The organism is Streptomyces sp. NPDC031210, assembly GCF_055570395.1.
In genome coordinates this window covers 97,407-111,941 of the sequence record NZ_JBVIHH010000018.1, presented here as the reverse complement: position 1 = coordinate 111,941, position 14,535 = coordinate 97,407, and the positions used below count along the sequence as shown (strand labels likewise).

General features: G+C 65.5%; 24 protein-coding genes. All 24 read right to left on the bottom strand.

Annotated features, from left to right (window positions below; genetic code table 11):
* Position 1: 1 nt before the first annotated feature.
* Positions 2-184, bottom strand: a complete 183-nt coding sequence (gene rpmD / locus ACZ45Z_RS28435) for a 50S ribosomal protein L30 (protein ID WP_030074796.1) — start codon at positions 182-184, stop codon at positions 2-4.
* On the bottom strand, positions 184-786 hold the full coding sequence (gene rpsE / locus ACZ45Z_RS28430; RefSeq protein ID WP_006604888.1) for a 30S ribosomal protein S5: 603 nt from the start codon (positions 784-786) through the stop codon (positions 184-186). Before rpsE ends, rpmD begins: the two co-directional genes overlap by 1 nt.
* 46 nt (positions 787-832) lie before the next feature.
* A complete protein-coding gene (rplR, locus tag ACZ45Z_RS28425) occupies positions 833-1,216 on the bottom strand; it encodes a 50S ribosomal protein L18 (protein ID WP_468368170.1) in 384 nt (127 codons plus the stop codon).
* A gap of 3 nt (positions 1,217-1,219) precedes the next feature.
* Positions 1,220-1,759 (bottom strand): 50S ribosomal protein L6, encoded by a 540-nt coding sequence (gene rplF / locus ACZ45Z_RS28420; RefSeq protein WP_468368167.1) that lies wholly within the window; start codon positions 1,757-1,759, stop codon positions 1,220-1,222.
* Positions 1,760-1,781: 22 nt separating this feature from the next.
* A complete protein-coding gene (rpsH, locus tag ACZ45Z_RS28415; RefSeq protein WP_030062890.1) occupies positions 1,782-2,180 on the bottom strand; it encodes a 30S ribosomal protein S8 in 399 nt (132 codons plus the stop codon).
* A 294-nt stretch (positions 2,181-2,474) separates the two neighbouring features.
* The gene (locus ACZ45Z_RS28410) at positions 2,475-2,660 is read right to left on the bottom strand and encodes a type Z 30S ribosomal protein S14 (protein ID WP_004571834.1); all 186 of its coding nucleotides are present in this window, start codon (positions 2,658-2,660) and stop codon (positions 2,475-2,477) included.
* A 2-nt stretch (positions 2,661-2,662) separates the two neighbouring features.
* The gene (gene rplE, locus ACZ45Z_RS28405; protein ID WP_468368162.1) at positions 2,663-3,223 is read right to left on the bottom strand and encodes a 50S ribosomal protein L5; all 561 of its coding nucleotides are present in this window, start codon (positions 3,221-3,223) and stop codon (positions 2,663-2,665) included.
* Entirely contained in the window at positions 3,223-3,546 is a 324-nt protein-coding gene (gene rplX / locus ACZ45Z_RS28400; RefSeq protein ID WP_468368159.1) for a 50S ribosomal protein L24, read from the bottom strand. The genes rplE and rplX overlap by 1 nt, the downstream gene beginning before the upstream one ends.
* A gap of 3 nt (positions 3,547-3,549) precedes the next feature.
* Complete coding sequence (gene rplN / locus ACZ45Z_RS28395) at positions 3,550-3,918, bottom strand: 50S ribosomal protein L14 (protein WP_003992364.1); 369 nt, start codon at positions 3,916-3,918, stop codon at positions 3,550-3,552.
* Positions 3,919-4,045: 127 nt separating this feature from the next.
* Positions 4,046-4,327, bottom strand: coding sequence for a 30S ribosomal protein S17 (gene rpsQ / locus ACZ45Z_RS28390; protein WP_248865559.1), 282 nt, complete (start codon positions 4,325-4,327; stop codon positions 4,046-4,048).
* Positions 4,327-4,551, bottom strand: a complete 225-nt coding sequence (gene rpmC, locus ACZ45Z_RS28385) for a 50S ribosomal protein L29 (protein ID WP_006604881.1) — start codon at positions 4,549-4,551, stop codon at positions 4,327-4,329. Before rpmC ends, rpsQ begins: the two co-directional genes overlap by 1 nt.
* Complete coding sequence (gene rplP, locus ACZ45Z_RS28380) at positions 4,551-4,970, bottom strand: 50S ribosomal protein L16 (RefSeq protein WP_006604880.1); 420 nt, start codon at positions 4,968-4,970, stop codon at positions 4,551-4,553. Before rplP ends, rpmC begins: the two co-directional genes overlap by 1 nt.
* Positions 4,971-4,975: 5 nt before the next feature.
* The gene (gene rpsC, locus ACZ45Z_RS28375) at positions 4,976-5,800 is read right to left on the bottom strand and encodes a 30S ribosomal protein S3 (protein ID WP_468368153.1); all 825 of its coding nucleotides are present in this window, start codon (positions 5,798-5,800) and stop codon (positions 4,976-4,978) included.
* Positions 5,800-6,147, bottom strand: a complete 348-nt coding sequence (rplV, locus tag ACZ45Z_RS28370) for a 50S ribosomal protein L22 (protein WP_052859704.1) — start codon at positions 6,145-6,147, stop codon at positions 5,800-5,802. The genes rpsC and rplV overlap by 1 nt, the downstream gene beginning before the upstream one ends.
* A gap of 43 nt (positions 6,148-6,190) precedes the next feature.
* Positions 6,191-6,472, bottom strand: a complete 282-nt coding sequence (gene rpsS / locus ACZ45Z_RS28365; protein WP_014054167.1) for a 30S ribosomal protein S19 — start codon at positions 6,470-6,472, stop codon at positions 6,191-6,193.
* Positions 6,473-6,484: 12 nt separating this feature from the next.
* The gene (rplB, locus tag ACZ45Z_RS28360; protein ID WP_468368150.1) at positions 6,485-7,321 is read right to left on the bottom strand and encodes a 50S ribosomal protein L2; all 837 of its coding nucleotides are present in this window, start codon (positions 7,319-7,321) and stop codon (positions 6,485-6,487) included.
* 39 nt (positions 7,322-7,360) lie between these two features.
* On the bottom strand, positions 7,361-7,684 hold the full coding sequence (gene rplW, locus ACZ45Z_RS28355; RefSeq protein WP_468368147.1) for a 50S ribosomal protein L23: 324 nt from the start codon (positions 7,682-7,684) through the stop codon (positions 7,361-7,363).
* A complete protein-coding gene (rplD, locus tag ACZ45Z_RS28350) occupies positions 7,684-8,334 on the bottom strand; it encodes a 50S ribosomal protein L4 (RefSeq protein ID WP_468368144.1) in 651 nt (216 codons plus the stop codon). The genes rplW and rplD overlap by 1 nt, the downstream gene beginning before the upstream one ends.
* 7 nt (positions 8,335-8,341) lie before the next feature.
* The gene (gene rplC / locus ACZ45Z_RS28345; RefSeq protein ID WP_468368141.1) at positions 8,342-8,986 is read right to left on the bottom strand and encodes a 50S ribosomal protein L3; all 645 of its coding nucleotides are present in this window, start codon (positions 8,984-8,986) and stop codon (positions 8,342-8,344) included.
* Positions 8,987-9,000: 14 nt separating this feature from the next.
* Positions 9,001-9,309: a 30S ribosomal protein S10 gene (gene rpsJ / locus ACZ45Z_RS28340; RefSeq protein ID WP_003948644.1), complete on the bottom strand. Its 309-nt coding sequence runs from the start codon at positions 9,307-9,309 to the stop codon at positions 9,001-9,003.
* Between the two features lie 456 nt (positions 9,310-9,765).
* The gene (tuf, locus tag ACZ45Z_RS28335; protein ID WP_468368138.1) at positions 9,766-10,959 is read right to left on the bottom strand and encodes an elongation factor Tu; all 1,194 of its coding nucleotides are present in this window, start codon (positions 10,957-10,959) and stop codon (positions 9,766-9,768) included.
* 155 nt (positions 10,960-11,114) lie between these two features.
* Positions 11,115-13,235 (bottom strand): elongation factor G, encoded by a 2,121-nt coding sequence (gene fusA, locus ACZ45Z_RS28330; RefSeq protein WP_468368135.1) that lies wholly within the window; start codon positions 13,233-13,235, stop codon positions 11,115-11,117.
* A gap of 39 nt (positions 13,236-13,274) precedes the next feature.
* A complete protein-coding gene (gene rpsG, locus ACZ45Z_RS28325) occupies positions 13,275-13,745 on the bottom strand; it encodes a 30S ribosomal protein S7 (RefSeq protein WP_004571813.1) in 471 nt (156 codons plus the stop codon).
* A gap of 2 nt (positions 13,746-13,747) precedes the next feature.
* Complete coding sequence (gene rpsL / locus ACZ45Z_RS28320; protein WP_003948652.1) at positions 13,748-14,119, bottom strand: 30S ribosomal protein S12; 372 nt, start codon at positions 14,117-14,119, stop codon at positions 13,748-13,750.
* Positions 14,120-14,535: the final 416 nt, after the last annotated feature.

Here is a 14,535-nt window from a genome sequence, read left to right as displayed (position 1 = left end):
GTCAGTCGACCTCCTCAACCGTCACGAGGTGGCGGACGGTGTGCACCATGCCGCGGAACTCGGGGCGGTCCTCCTTGACAACCACGTCGTTCAGGCGCTTGAGCCCGAGCGAACGCAGCGTGTCGCGGTGGTTCTGCTTGCTACCGATGAAGGACTTCGTCTGCGTGATCTTGAGGTGCGCCATTACGCGGTCACCCCGGCACGCGCCCGCAGCAGAGCGGCGGGAGCAACGTCCTCCAGCGGCAGGCCACGACGGGCCGCGATCTCCTCGGGGCGCTGAAGGCCCTGAAGCGCGGTCACCGTGGCGTGCACGATGTTGATCGGGTTCGACGAACCGAGCGACTTGCTCAGCACGTCGTGGATGCCCGCGCACTCCAGAACGGCGCGCACGGGACCACCGGCGATCACACCGGTACCGGGGGAAGCCGGCTTGAGCAGGACAACGCCCGCAGCCTTCTCGCCCTGGATGGGGTGAGGGATGGTGCCCTGGATACGGGGGACCTTGAAGAAGTTCTTCTTGGCCTCTTCCACGCCCTTGGCGATGGCAGCCGGAACTTCCTTGGCCTTGCCGTAACCGACACCTACGGTGCCGTCACCGTCGCCCACCACGACCAGCGCGGTGAAGCTGAAACGGCGACCACCCTTGACAACCTTGGCGACGCGGTTGATCGCGACAACGCGCTCAACGTACGCGGTCTTCTCGGCGGCAGCGCCACCGTCGCGACCCTTCCGGTCCCGCCGCTCGCCGCCACCGGCACCGCTTCCGCGGCGCTGGGGTCCAGCCATTGGATTTACCTCTCTCTGTTACGTCCGCTAGCTCCGGAACCGGGGCTTAGAACTTCAGCCCGGCTTCGCGGGCGGCGTCCGCCAGAGCGGCAATGCGCCCGGCGTACTGGTTGCCACCGCGGTCGAACACGACGGCCTCGACGCCGGCGGCCTTGGCGCGCTCAGCGACCAGGGACCCGACCTGCTTGGCCTGGTCGCCCTTGCTGCCCTCGCCACCACGGATCGACGCGTCCAGGTGCGACGCCGACGCGAGCGTGCGGCCCGCGATGTCGTCGATGACCTGAGCGGTGATGCCGCGGTTGGAGCGCGTCACGACCAGGCGGGGGCGCTCGGGGGTACCCGCGATCCGCTTACGGATGCGGATGTGGCGCCGCTTGAGGGCGGCACCCTTACGGGCGTTGCCCTTCGCGATCTTCACACCGTATGCCATGGCTTACTTACCAGCCTTTCCGACCTTGCGGCGGATGACCTCGCCGGCGTACTTGACGCCCTTGGCCTTGTACGGGTCAGGCTTGCGCAGCTTGCGGATGTTCGCCGCAACCTCGCCGACCTTCTGCTTGTCGATGCCCTCGACGCTGAGCTTGGTCGGGGACTCGACCTTGAAGGAGATGCCCTCGGGGGCCTCGATCACGATGGGGTGGCTGTAGCCCAGCGCGAACTCCAGGCTGGAGCCCTTCGCCTGGACTCGGTAACCGACACCGCTGATCTCGAGCGCCTTGCTGTAGCCCTGGGTCACGCCGGTGATCATGTTCGCCACCAGCGTGCGGGACAGGCCGTGCAGGGCCTTGTTCTGACGCTCGTCGTTCGGGCGGGTGACGTTCAGAACGCCGTCCTCACCCTTGGCGACCTCGATGGGCGCGGCGACGGTGTGCGAGAGAGAACCCTTGGGGCCCTTCACCGCGACCGTCCGGCCATCGATGGTGACGTCCACACCAGCGGGAACCGGGATGGGCAGCTTGCCAATACGCGACATTAGCTATTCCTCCGTTCCCTGGTTACCAGACGTAGGCGAGGACTTCCCCACCCACGCCCTTCTTGCTGGCCTGCTGGCCGGTCAGGAGACCGTGGGACGTGGAGATGATCGCCACGCCCAGGCCGCCGAGGACCTTCGGCAGGTTGGTGGACTTTGCGTAGACCCGCAGGCCCGGCTTCGAAATCCGCTTGATGCCGGCGATCGAGCGCTCGCGGTTCGGGCCGAACTTCAGCTCGAGGGTGAGGTTCTTGCCAACCTCGGCGTCCTCGACGTTCCAGCCGGTGATGTAACCCTCCTGCTGGAGGATCTCCGCGATGTGCGACTTGATCTTGCTGTGCGGCATCACGACGGTGTCGTGGTACGCCGAGTTCGCGTTACGCAGACGGGTCAGCATGTCTGCGATGGGATCAGTCATGGTCATGAATTGGCCTTCGGCCTCTCTCGCCGGGGTTTCCTATGTGCGCCATCCCTCTCCCCGATCAGAGTCGGGACGGGTGCGGCGCGGGGACCTACGGCGTAGTAAGCGACGTTATGCGGGCGGTGCCCGCGGTCGGTCTCGGGCGGCGGGGCGCCCAACCCTTCTACCTTACGGGACGAAGGGCCGGGCACCTGCCGACCGGATGCTTACCGAGAGCCTCCGGGCAAACCCACCAGAAATTCCTGTCGCCTGTAAGGCACCCTTGAGGGGCGGCGGTTGGGCGACGGGAGGGCGGGTTTACCAGGAGCTCTTGGTCACGCCCGGCAGCTCGCCACGGTGAGCCATCTCACGAAGGCACACGCGGCACAGGCCGAACTTGCGGTAGACGGAGTGCGGCCGGCCGCAGCGCTGGCAACGCGTGTACGCGCGCACAGCAAACTTCGGCTTGCGAGCCGCCTTAGCGATCAGAGCCTTCTTCGCCACGGTCAGTTCTCCTTGAACGGGAAGCCGAGGTGACGAAGCAGGGCGCGGCCCTCATCGTCGTTGGACGCCGTGGTAACCACGGTGATGTCCATGCCCCGCGTCCGGTCGATCTTGTCCTGGTCGATCTCGTGGAACATGACCTGCTCCGTGAGACCGAAGGTGTAGTTGCCCCGACCGTCGAACTGCTTCGGGGACAGACCACGGAAGTCGCGGATGCGCGGCAGCGCCAGCGACAGCAGGCGGTCCAGGAACTCCCACATGCGGTCACCGCGGAGGGTGACGTGGGCACCGATCGGCTGGCCCTCACGCAGCTTGAACTGCGCGATGGACTTACGGGCCTTGGTGACGGCCGGCTTCTGGCCGGTGATCGTGGTGAGGTCCTTGATGGCACCCTCGATCAGCTTGGAGTCGCGGGCGGCGTCGCCCACACCCATGTTGACCACGATCTTGGTCAGGCCGGGGATCTGCATGACGTTCTCGTAGGAGAACTCGTCCTTCAGCTTCCCGGCGATCTCTTCGCGGTAGCGCTGCTTGAGGCGCGGCGCGTTGGTGGTGGCAGTCATCAGATGTCCTCACCGGTCCGCTTGGCAACGCGGATCTTGTTGCCCTCGTCGTCGAAGCGGTATCCGACGCGGGTGACGACCTTGTTACCGTCCTTCTCCACGATCAACTGAACGTTGCTGACGTGGATGGGGGCTTCGGTCGTCACGATGCCGCCGGTCTTCGAACCACGAGCGGTCTGGCCGGCCTTGGTGTGCTTCTTGACCCGGTTGACACCCTCGACAAGAACGCGGTCCTCGCGGGGGAAGGCCTGAATGACCTTGCCCTGCTTGCCCTTGTCCTTACCGGTGATGACCTGGACCAGGTCGCCCTTCTTGATCTTCATCGGTTACAGCACCTCCGGCGCGAGCGAGATGATCTTCATGAACTTCTTCTCGCGCAGCTCCCGGCCCACCGGGCCGAAGATGCGGGTGCCGCGGGGGTCGCCATCGTTCTTGAGGATGACGGCCGCGTTCTCGTCGAAGCGGATGTACGAGCCGTCCGGACGGCGGCGCTCCTTGACGGTGCGAACGATGACGGCCTTGATGACGTCACCCTTCTTCACGTTGCCACCGGGGATCGCGTCCTTCACGGTGGCGACAATGACGTCACCGATGCCCGCGTAGCGGCGACCGGAACCACCGAGAACACGGATGCAAAGGATTTCCTTCGCACCAGTGTTGTCGGCGACGCGCAGTCGCGACTCCTGCTGGATCACGTCTATCTCCTGATCGTCTGCCGGTTCCCGGCAGGGACTTCCGTGGAAGTCCCTGCCGAGCCTGGCGGAACTGACCTGAGCCGAAAAGCTCAGGCGGTATCTCTCGGAATTCCCTTACGGGAATGTCCTACTTGGCCTTCTCGAGGATCTCGACGATGCGCCAGCGCTTCGTGGCGGACAGCGGCCGGGTCTCCATCAGGAGGACGCGGTCACCGACACCAGCGGCGTTCTGCTCGTCGTGCGCCTTGAGCTTGTTCGTACGGCGGATGACCTTGCCGTACAGGGCGTGCTTGACGCGGTCCTCGACGGCGACGACGACGGTCTTGTCCATCTTGTCGCTGACGACGAGACCCTCGCGGGTCTTGCGGAAACCGCGGTCGTTGGTCTCAGTCACATTCTTCTCGCTCATCAGGCGCTCTCCACCGTCTCGATGCCCAGCTCGCGCTCACGCATCAGGGTGTAGATCCGGGCGATGTCCTTGCGGACGGCCTTCAGCCGGCCGTGGTTCTCGAGCTGTCCGGTCGCCGCCTGGAAGCGGAGGTTGAACAGCTCCTCCTTGGCCTCACGAAGCTTTCCGACGAGGTCCTCGTCATTCAGCTCGCGCAGCTCGGTCGCCTTGGTACCGGCCGCCATCACGACTCACCTGCCTCGCGCCGCACGATGCGGCACTTCATCGGAAGCTTGTGGGCGGCGCGGGTCAGCGCCTCCTTGGCAACCTTTTCGTTCGGGAAGGACAGCTCGAACATCACCCGACCGGGCTTGACGTTCGCGACCCACCACTCCGGAGAACCCTTACCGGAACCCATGCGGGTTTCGGCCGGCTTCTTCGTCAGCGGACGGTCGGGGTAGATGTTGATCCACACCTTGCCGCCACGCTTGATGTGACGCGTCATGGCGATACGAGCGGACTCGATCTGACGGTTCGTCACGTAAGCGGGGGTAACGGCCTGGATGCCGTACTCACCGAAGGCCAGCTCGGTGCCACCCTTGGCCATACCACTGCGCTTCGGGTGGTGCTGCTTGCGGTGCTTGACCCTGCGAGGGATCAGCATGTCGGTCAGGCCTCCGTTCCGGGGGTCTCCGCCGGAGCAGAGGCAGCGACCTCGGCCTTGGGGGCCTCGGCAGCGTTCTGCTGCGGCTTGCGGCCGCCGCGGCCACCGCGCTCGCCGCCACCGCGACGCGGGCGGTCGTTGCCGCCACCGCGAGCCGGGCGGTTACCCGCACGGGCGGCAGCGTTCTCGGCGCGAACCTCGGCGATGTTCTTGACGTCGCCCTTGTAGATCCAGACCTTCACGCCGATACGGCCGAAGGTGGTCTTGGCCTCGAAGAAGCCGTAGTCGACGTTCGCACGGAGCGTGTGCAGGGGCACGCGGCCCTCGCGGTAGAACTCCGAGCGGGACATCTCGGCGCCACCGAGGCGGCCACCGCACTGGATCTTGATGCCCTTGGCGCCGGCCTTCATCGTCGACTGCATGCTCTTACGCATGGCGCGACGGAAGGAGACGCGGGAGGAGAGCTGCTCGGCGACGGCCTGGGCCACGAGCTGAGCATCGGTCTCGGGGTTCTTGACCTCGAGGATGTTGAGCTGGACCTGCTTGCCGGTCAGCTTCTCCAGCTCGCCGCGGATGCGGTCGGCCTCGGCGCCGCGGCGACCGATGACGATGCCCGGACGAGCGGTGTGGATGTCAACGCGGACGCGCTCACGGGTGCGCTCGATCTCAACCTTCGAGATACCGGCGCGCTCCATGCCCTTCGTCATCATGCGACGAATGGCGACGTCTTCCTTGACGTAGTCCTTGTACAGCTTGTCGGCGTACCAGCGCGACTTGAAGTCGGTGGTGATGCCGAGCCGGAACCCGTGCGGGTTAACCTTCTGGCCCATTACCGGGTTCCTTCCTTGCTGCTGACGACCACGGTGATGTGGCTGGTCCGCTTGCGGATCCGGTAGGCACGACCCTGTGCACGCGGCCGGAACCGCTTCAGGGTCGGGCCCTCGTCGACGTACGCCTCAGTGATGACGAGGCTGCCGGCGTCGGTGTGGTCGTAGTTGTGCGCCGCGTTGGCAATGGCGCTGTCCAGCACCTTGCCAACCGGCACGCTCGCGGCCTGCGGGGCGAAACGCAGGACCGCCTGAGCCTCCGTGGCATCCATGCCACGGATAAGGTCCACCACGCGGCGGGCCTTCATGGGCGTGACGCGGATGTACCGCGCCTGGGCCCTGGCTTCCATGGTTGTCCCTTCGGTGTCAGTCATAGTCTTCGCACTCCGCCGATCAACGACGCCGCGACTTGCGGTCGTCCTTCTCGTGGCCGCGGAAGGTGCGGGTCGGCGCAAACTCGCCGAGCTTGTGGCCGACCATCGACTCGGTGACGAACACCGGGACGTGCTTGCGGCCGTCGTGCACCGCGATCGTGTGGCCGAGCATGGCCGGGACGATCATGGAGCGGCGGGACCAGGTCTTGATGACGTTCTTGGTGCCTGCTTCGTTCTGGACATCCACCTTCTTGCTCAGGTGGTCGTCGACGAAGGGCCCCTTCTTGAGACTGCGCGGCATCTAAACCCGCTCCTAGCGCTTCTTGTTCGTCTTGCGGCGGCGGACGATGTACTTGTTGCTGGCCTTCTTCGGCGAGCGAGTACGACCCTCCTTCTTGCCCCAGGGCGAGACCGGGTGGCGACCACCGGAGGTCTTGCCCTCACCACCACCGTGCGGGTGGTCGACCGGGTTCATCACGACACCACGCACGGTCGGGCGGACGCCCTTCCAGCGCATACGGCCGGCCTTGCCCCAGTTGATGTTCGACTGCTCGGCGTTGCCGACCTCGCCAACAGTGGCGCGGCAGCGGACGTCGACCAGGCGGATCTCACCGGAGGGCATACGAAGGTGGGCGTGCGTGCCCTCCTTCGCGAGCAACTGCACGGAGGCACCGGCCGAGCGGGCGAACTTCGCACCGCCGCCCGGACGCAGCTCGATCGCGTGGATCGTCGTACCCACGGGGATGTGACGCAGCGGCAGGTTGTTACCCGGCTTGATGTCGGCGCCAGGGCCGTTCTCAATCCGGGCACCCTGGGCCAGGCCACGGGGCGCGATGATGTAGCGCTTCTCGCCGTCTGCGTAGTGCAGCAGCGCGATGCGCGCGGTGCGGTTGGGGTCGTACTCGATGTGCGCGACCTTGGCCGGCACGCCGTCCTTGTCGTGACGACGGAAGTCGATCACTCGGTAGGCGCGCTTGTGGCCACCGCCCTGGTGGCGAACGGTCACACGACCGGCGTTGTTACGGCCGCCCTTGCTGTGCAGCGGGCGGACCAGCGACTTCTCCGGCGTGGACCGCGTGATCTCGACAAAGTCGGCGACGCTGGAGCCACGACGGCCCGGGGTCGTCGGCTTGTACTTGCGGATACCCATTTCTCAGTCCTCGTCCGATTCCGGACGACTCGGACTCCGTTAGGAGACCGGGCCGCCGAAGATGTCGATACGGTCGCCCTCGGCGAGGGTCACGATGGCGCGCTTGGTGTTCGCGCGCTTTCCGAAACCGGTCTTGGTGCGCTTGCGCTTACCCTGACGGTTGATCGTGTTGACCCCGGTGACCTTGACCGAGAAGACCGCCTCGACGGCCTGCTTGATCTGGGTCTTGTTGGAGCCGGGCGCGACGATGAACGTGTACTTGTTCTCGTCCAGCAGCGCGTAGCTCTTCTCCGAGACAACCGGCTTGACGAGAATGTCGCGCGGGTCCGAGAAGGTCTTGCTGGTAACGGTCGCCTCAGACATCAGGCCTCGCTCCCTTCGGTGTCAGCGGCCTTGGGGCCAGACACGAAGGACTCGAAGGCGGCCTTGGTGAAGACCACGTCGTCAGAGACGAGCACGTCGTACGTGTTCAACTGGCCCGGCTCCAGGATGTGCACCTGGGGCAGGTTGCGGGCGGACAGCCACGCGGCCTCGTCGCTGCGCTCGACGACCAGGAGCACGTTCTTGCGCTCGCTGACCTTGCCGAGGAGGTCCTTGGCGGCCTTGGTGGAGATCGCGCCCTCGACCACGCCGGAGACGACGTGGATGCGGCTGTTGCGGGCCCGGTCGGTGAGGGCACCGCGCAGGGCGGCGACCTTCATCTTCTTGGGCGTCCGCTGCGAGTAGTCACGCGGCACGGGGCCGTGGACGACGCCACCGCCGGCGAACTGCGGCGCACGGGTCGAACCCTGGCGCGCGCGGCCGGTGCCCTTCTGGCGGTAAGGCTTCCTGCCACCGCCGCGGACCTCGCCGCGAGTCTTGGTCTTGTGCGTGCCCTGACGGGCAGCGGCCAACTGAGCGACAACGACCTGGTGGATCAGCGGAATGCTGACCTTGGCGTCGAAGATCTCCGTGGGGAGCTCGACGGTACCGGCCTTGTCGCCTGCCGGCGAAAGGATGTCAATGGTGCTCATCGTTACCTCAGGCCCCCTTGGCCGCGGTACGGACCAGGACGAGGCCGCCGTTCGGACCAGGAACTGCGCCCTTGATGAGCAGCAGGCCCTTCTCCGCGTCAACGGCATGGACGGTCAGGTTCTGGGTGGTGACCCGCTCGTTGCCCATGCGACCGGCCATCCGCATGCCCTTGAACACGCGGCCGGGGGTGGCACAGCCACCGATGGAGCCAGGCTTACGGTGCACACGGTGGGCACCGTGGGAGGCCTTGCCGCCATGGAAGCCGTGACGCTTCATGACACCGGCGAAGCCCTTGCCCTTGCTCTTGCCGGTCACGTCCACCTTGACACCGGACTCGAAGGTCTCGGCGTTCACTTCCTGGCCGAGGGTGTACTCGCCGGCGTCGGCGGTACGGACCTCGACGAGGTGGCGGCGGGGCGTGACGTCGGCCTTGGCGAAGTGGCCCTTGAGGGGCTTGTTCACCTTGCGCGGGTCGATCTCGCCGAAGGCGATCTGGACGGAGTCGTAGCCGTCCTTGTCATTGGTGCGCACCTGGGTAACGACGCAGGGGCCGGCCTTGACAACAGTGACCGGGACGACACGGTTGTTCTCGTCCCAGACCTGAGTCATGCCGAGCTTCTCGCCCAGGATGCCCTTGATCTGCTTTGCCATCTCTTCCGCGCCTCTCAGAGCTTGATCTCGATGTCAACGCCGGCCGGAAGGTCCAGGCGCATCAGCGAGTCAACGGTCTTGGGCGTCGGGTCGAGAATGTCGATCAGGCGCTTGTGCGTGCGCATCTCGAAGTGCTCGCGCGAGTCCTTGTACTTGTGCGGCGACTTGATGACGCAGTACACGTTCTTCTCAGTGGGCAGCGGCACCGGGCCCGCGACCGACGCACCAGTGCGGGTCACCGTCTCGACGATCTTCTTCGCCGAGGAGTCGATGACCTCGTGGTCGTAGGCCTTGAGCCGGATGCGGATCTTCTGTCCCGCCATGGCTACTCAGTAGTCCTGTCTCTCGTAACGCTCTGGGACCCGATGCGCTGTGCGTCTTGCGACGCACTGTCCAACCTCCGACCCACGCGGTCGGGCGTGTCGCACCCCTTCCCGTAAATCTCCACAAGGGAGATCCTTCAAGAAGGAGAGAGTGGGGGAAGAACACCCACCGGGCGCCTGGCTGGTACCCCGCTGACGCTTCCCGGAAGATTCCCGTACTTCCGCCCCTGCACCTCGCGGTGCACCGCATGGGACGACGAATACCTGGGACTCGCTTCCAGTCCTCCCGGCGGGAGGCGCGCAGCATCGGCACTCAACCGAGCAACCTGGCTAGTGTGCCACACATGGGTGGTATAAGGCCAATCGGGCCCCAACTGTCAAGGAGCCCCGCCCACCAAGTGGTGGGCGGGGCTCCTCGGTTGCTCCTGGGAGCTACCCGGTCAACCGGATCGACAATTACTTGTTGATCTTGGTGACCTGGCCGGCGCCGACGGTCCGGCCACCCTCACGGATGGCGAACTTCAGGCCCTCCTCCATGGCGACCGGCTGAATCAGCTCGACCGTCATCTCGGTGTTGTCGCCCGGCATGACCATCTCGGTGCCCTCGGGGAGGGTCACGACGCCGGTCACGTCCGTGGTACGGAAGTAGAACTGCGGGCGGTAGTTGTTGAAGAAGGGGGTGTGACGGCCACCCTCGTCCTTCGACAGGATGTACGCCTGGGCCTCGAACGAGGTGTGGGGCGTGACCGAACCCGGCTTGATGATGACCTGGCCGCGCTCGACGTCCTCGCGCTTGATACCGCGAAGCAGCAGACCGACGTTCTCACCGGCCTGGCCCTCGTCGAGGAGCTTCCGGAACATCTCGATACCGGTGACCGTGGTGGTGGTCTTCTCGGTCTTGATGCCGATGATGTCGACGGTCTCGTTGACCTTGAGGACACCACGCTCGATACGACCGGTGACAACGGTGCCACGGCCGGTGATCGTGAAGACGTCCTCGATCGGCATCAGGAACGGCTTGTCGACGTCACGCTCGGGCTGCGGGATGGACTCGTCCACGGCCTTCATCAGGTTGAGGACGGAGTCACCCCACTCCTTGTCGCCCTCGAGCGCCTTGAGCGCCGAGACCTTGACGACCGGAACGTCGTCGCCGGGGAACTCGTACTCGGAGAGGAGCTCACGGACCTCGAGCTCGACGAGCTCCAGGATCTCCTCGTCGTCCACCATGTCGGCCTTGTTCAGGGCGACAACGATGTAGGGAACGCCGACCTGGCGGGCCAGGAGCACGTGCTCCTTGGTCTGCGGCATCGGGCCGTCGGTGGCGGCGACCACGAGGATCGCGCCGTCCATCTGCGCGGCACCCGTGATCATGTTCTTGATGTAGTCCGCGTGACCGGGGCAGTCGACGTGGGCGTAGTGACGCGACTCGGTCTGGTACTCGACGTGCGCGATCGAAATCGTGATACCGCGCTGGCGCTCCTCAGGAGCCTTGTCGATCTGGTCGAAGGCCGAGGCCTCGTTCAGGTCCGGGTACGCGTCGTGCAGCACCTTGGTAATGGCGGCCGTGAGGGTCGTCTTACCGTGGTCGATGTGACCGATGGTGCCGATGTTGACGTGCGGCTTAGTCCGCTCGAACTTCGCCTTCGCCACTGGTTCCTCCTGAAGTGGTTCTGTACGCCTTACTCATCGGCGCCAGGTGATCTTTGCTGGGATGCCGGCTGCGGGGGCAATCCTCACGGATTGCGGGGATTACCCCGGCAGACGGTGTCAAGCCTAAAGCGTGTTCCGACTCTCGGGAGACGGTCCTATTCGCCCTTGGCCTTCGCGATGATCTCCTCGGCGACGTTCCGGGGAACCTCGGCGTAGGAGTCGAACTGCATCGAGTAGCTTGCGCGACCCGACGTCTTGCTGCGGAGGTCTCCGACGTAGCCGAACATCTCCGAGAGCGGAACCAGGCCCGTGACGAGCTTGGCGCCGCTGCGCTCCTCCATGGACTGAATCTGACCACGACGGGAGTTGATGTCGCCGATCACGTCGCCCATGTAGTCCTCGGGCGTGGTGACCTCGACCTTCATCATCGGTTCGAGCAGGGCCGGGGAAGCCTTGCGGGCGGCCTCCTTGAAGGCCATCGAACCGGCGATCTTGAACGCCATCTCGGACGAGTCGACCTCGTGGAAGGCACCGTCGAGAAGCGTGACCTTGACGCCCGTCAGCGGGTAGCCGGCGAGAACACCGAACTCCATGGCCTCCTGGCAGCCCGCGTCCACGGACGGGATGTACTCCCGCGGGATACGGCCACCGGTGACCTTGTTCTCGAACTCGTACCCGTCGCCTTCGAGCGGCGCGATCGCGATCTGCACCTTGGCGAACTGGCCGGAACCACCAGTCTGCTTCTTGTGCGTGTAGTCGAGACGCTCGACGGCCTTGCGCAGGGTCTCGCGGTAGGCGACCTGCGGCTTGCCGACGTTGGCCTCGACCCGGAACTCACGGCGCATACGGTCGACCAGCACGTCGAGGTGCAGCTCGCCCATACCCGCGATGATGGTCTGGCCGGTCTCCTCGTCGGTGTGGACCTGGAACGACGGGTCCTCTTCGGCGAGGCGCTGGATGGCGACACCCAGCTTCTCCTGGTCGCCCTTGGACTTGGGCTCGATGGCGACCTGGATGACCGGAGCCGGGAAGTCCATGGACTCCAGGATCACCGGGTGCGCGGAGTCGCAGAGGGTCTCACCGGTGGTGGTCTGCTTCAGACCCATGACGGCGACGATGTCACCGGCACCCACCGACTCGATCTCCTCACGCTTGTTCGCGTGCATCCGGTAGATCTTGCCGATGCGCTCCTTCTTGCCCTTCACCGAGTTCTGCACCTGCGAGCCGGCCTCAAGGCGGCCCGAGTACACCCGGATGAAGGTGAGCTTGCCCAGGTGGGGGTCGCTCGCAATCTTGAACGCCAGAGCCGCGAGCGGCTCGTCGTCGGACGGCTTGCGCGTGACGGTCTCCTCCGGGTCGTTGACCGCGTGGCCCTCAATGGCCTCGACGTCCAGCGGGGAGGGGAGGTAACGCACAACCGCGTCCAGCAGCGGCTGGACACCCTTGTTCTTGAACGCGGTACCGCAGAACACCGGGGTGACGGTCGTGCCGCCGCCCTTGCCGGAGGCGATGGTGATCCGGCGGATCGCCGCGTAAAGCTGCTCCACGGAGGGCTCTTCGCCCTCCAGGTACAGCTCCATGATCTCTTCGTCGTTCTCCGCGACGGCTTCGAGCAGCTTGCCGCGCCACTCGTCGGCCGCCTCGGTGTGCGAAGCCGGGATGTCGACGACGTCGTACATCTCGCCCTTGGCGGCCTCGGCGGACCACACGAAGGCCTTCATGGTGACGAGGTCAACGACACCCTTGAAGTCCATCTCGGTGCCGATCGGAAGCTGCATGACCAGCGGCACCGCGCCGAGGCGGTCCACGATCATGTCGACGCAGCGGTGGAACTCCGCGCCGGTCCGGTCGAGCTTGTTGACGAAGCAGATGCGCGGCACGCCGTAGCGGTCCGCCTGACGCCAAACGGTCTCGGACTGGGGCTCGACACCGGCGACACCGTCGAACACCGTCACCGCACCGTCCAGGACGCGCAGCGAGCGCTCCACCTCGACCGTGAAGTCGACGTGGCCCGGGGTGTCGATGATGTTGATGGTGTTGTCGACGTCTTCCAGCGGCCAGTGGCAGGTCGTCGCGGCAGACGTGATGGTGATGCCGCGCTCCTGCTCCTGCTCCATCCAGTCCATCGTGGCAGCGCCGTCGTGGACCTCACCGATCTTGTACGAAACGCCGGTGTAGAACAGGATCCGCTCGGTGGTGGTCGTCTTGCCCGCGTCGATGTGGGCCATGATCCCGATGTTGCGGACCTTGGCCAGGTCAAGCGAAGTGGTGGCCATATCGGCTCAATCTTCTCTCGGTCTCGATGTGGGTTGCGACTACCAGCGGTAGTGCGCGAAGGCCTTGTTGGACTCGGCCATCTTGTGCGTGTCCTCACGCTTCTTGACCGAAGCGCCGAGGCCGTTGGAGGCGTCGAGCAGTTCGTTCATGAGGCGCTCGGTCATGGTCTTCTCGCGGCGGGCGCGGGAGTAGCCCACGAGCCAGCGGAGCGAGAGGGTCGCGGCGCGGCCGGGCTTGACCTCGACCGGGACCTGGTAGGTCGCGCCACCGACGCGGCGGGACTTGACCTCAAGGGTCGGCTTGATGTTCTCGAGCGCGCGCTTGAGCGTGATGACCGGGTCGTTACCGGTCTTCTCGCGCAGACCCTCCATGGCGCCGTAAACGATGCGCTCAGCGGTGGAGCGCTTGCCGTTCAGCAGAACCTTGTTGATGAGGGAGGTCACCAGAGGAGAGCCGTAGACCGGGTCGATGATGACCGGGCGCTTCGGGGCGGGGCCCTTACGAGGCATTCTTACTTCTCCTTCTTGGCGCCGTAGCGGCTGCGAGCCTGCTTGCGGTTCTTGACGCCCTGCGTGTCGAGGGAGCCGCGGATGATCTTGTACCGAACACCCGGCAGGTCCTTCACACGGCCGCCGCGCACGAGCACGATCGAGTGCTCCTGGAGGTTGTGGCCCTCACCCGGAATGTAAGCGGTGACCTCGATCCCGCTGGTCAGACGCACACGCGCGACCTTACGCAGGGCCGAGTTCGGCTTCTTCGGGGTGGTCGTGAAAACACGCGTGCAGACGCCGCGGCGCTGGGGGGAACCCTCAAGCGCGGGCGTCTTGTTCTTCTCGACCTTGTCCTGCCGGCCCTTGCGGACCAGCTGCTGGATCGTAGGCACCGTTTCTCCGGTTTCTGTGTGCCAGTCTCGGTAAAGCTAACCTGGAACATTCACCGACCCACGCGGTCGGGTGTGTCGAATACTGCAGTCCATACCCTCGCTGGAACGAGGATGGCGGCAGATCGCGGTGTCGAGACCCGGCTCCCGTGCGGGGGACACTCCCCGACGAAGTCCCTCCGGGCTTTACGGCCCGGGAGGCGCTCCATGGGAGATTGCGCGCACGGCAGCCCAGGGACACCCCAGGCACAAGGTCAGAGCGTACCTACCGCATGAGCTGCGGTCAAAACAAATGCACACGCGAAGGACACGCCGGACTCCTCACGGCGTTGCCCGCCACCGTAGTGCGATCCACGGCCGGACGGAAGAAGGCGCCGCATCCCCGCGACGGCCCCCGGCCACCACCGGAAACGGGCCCG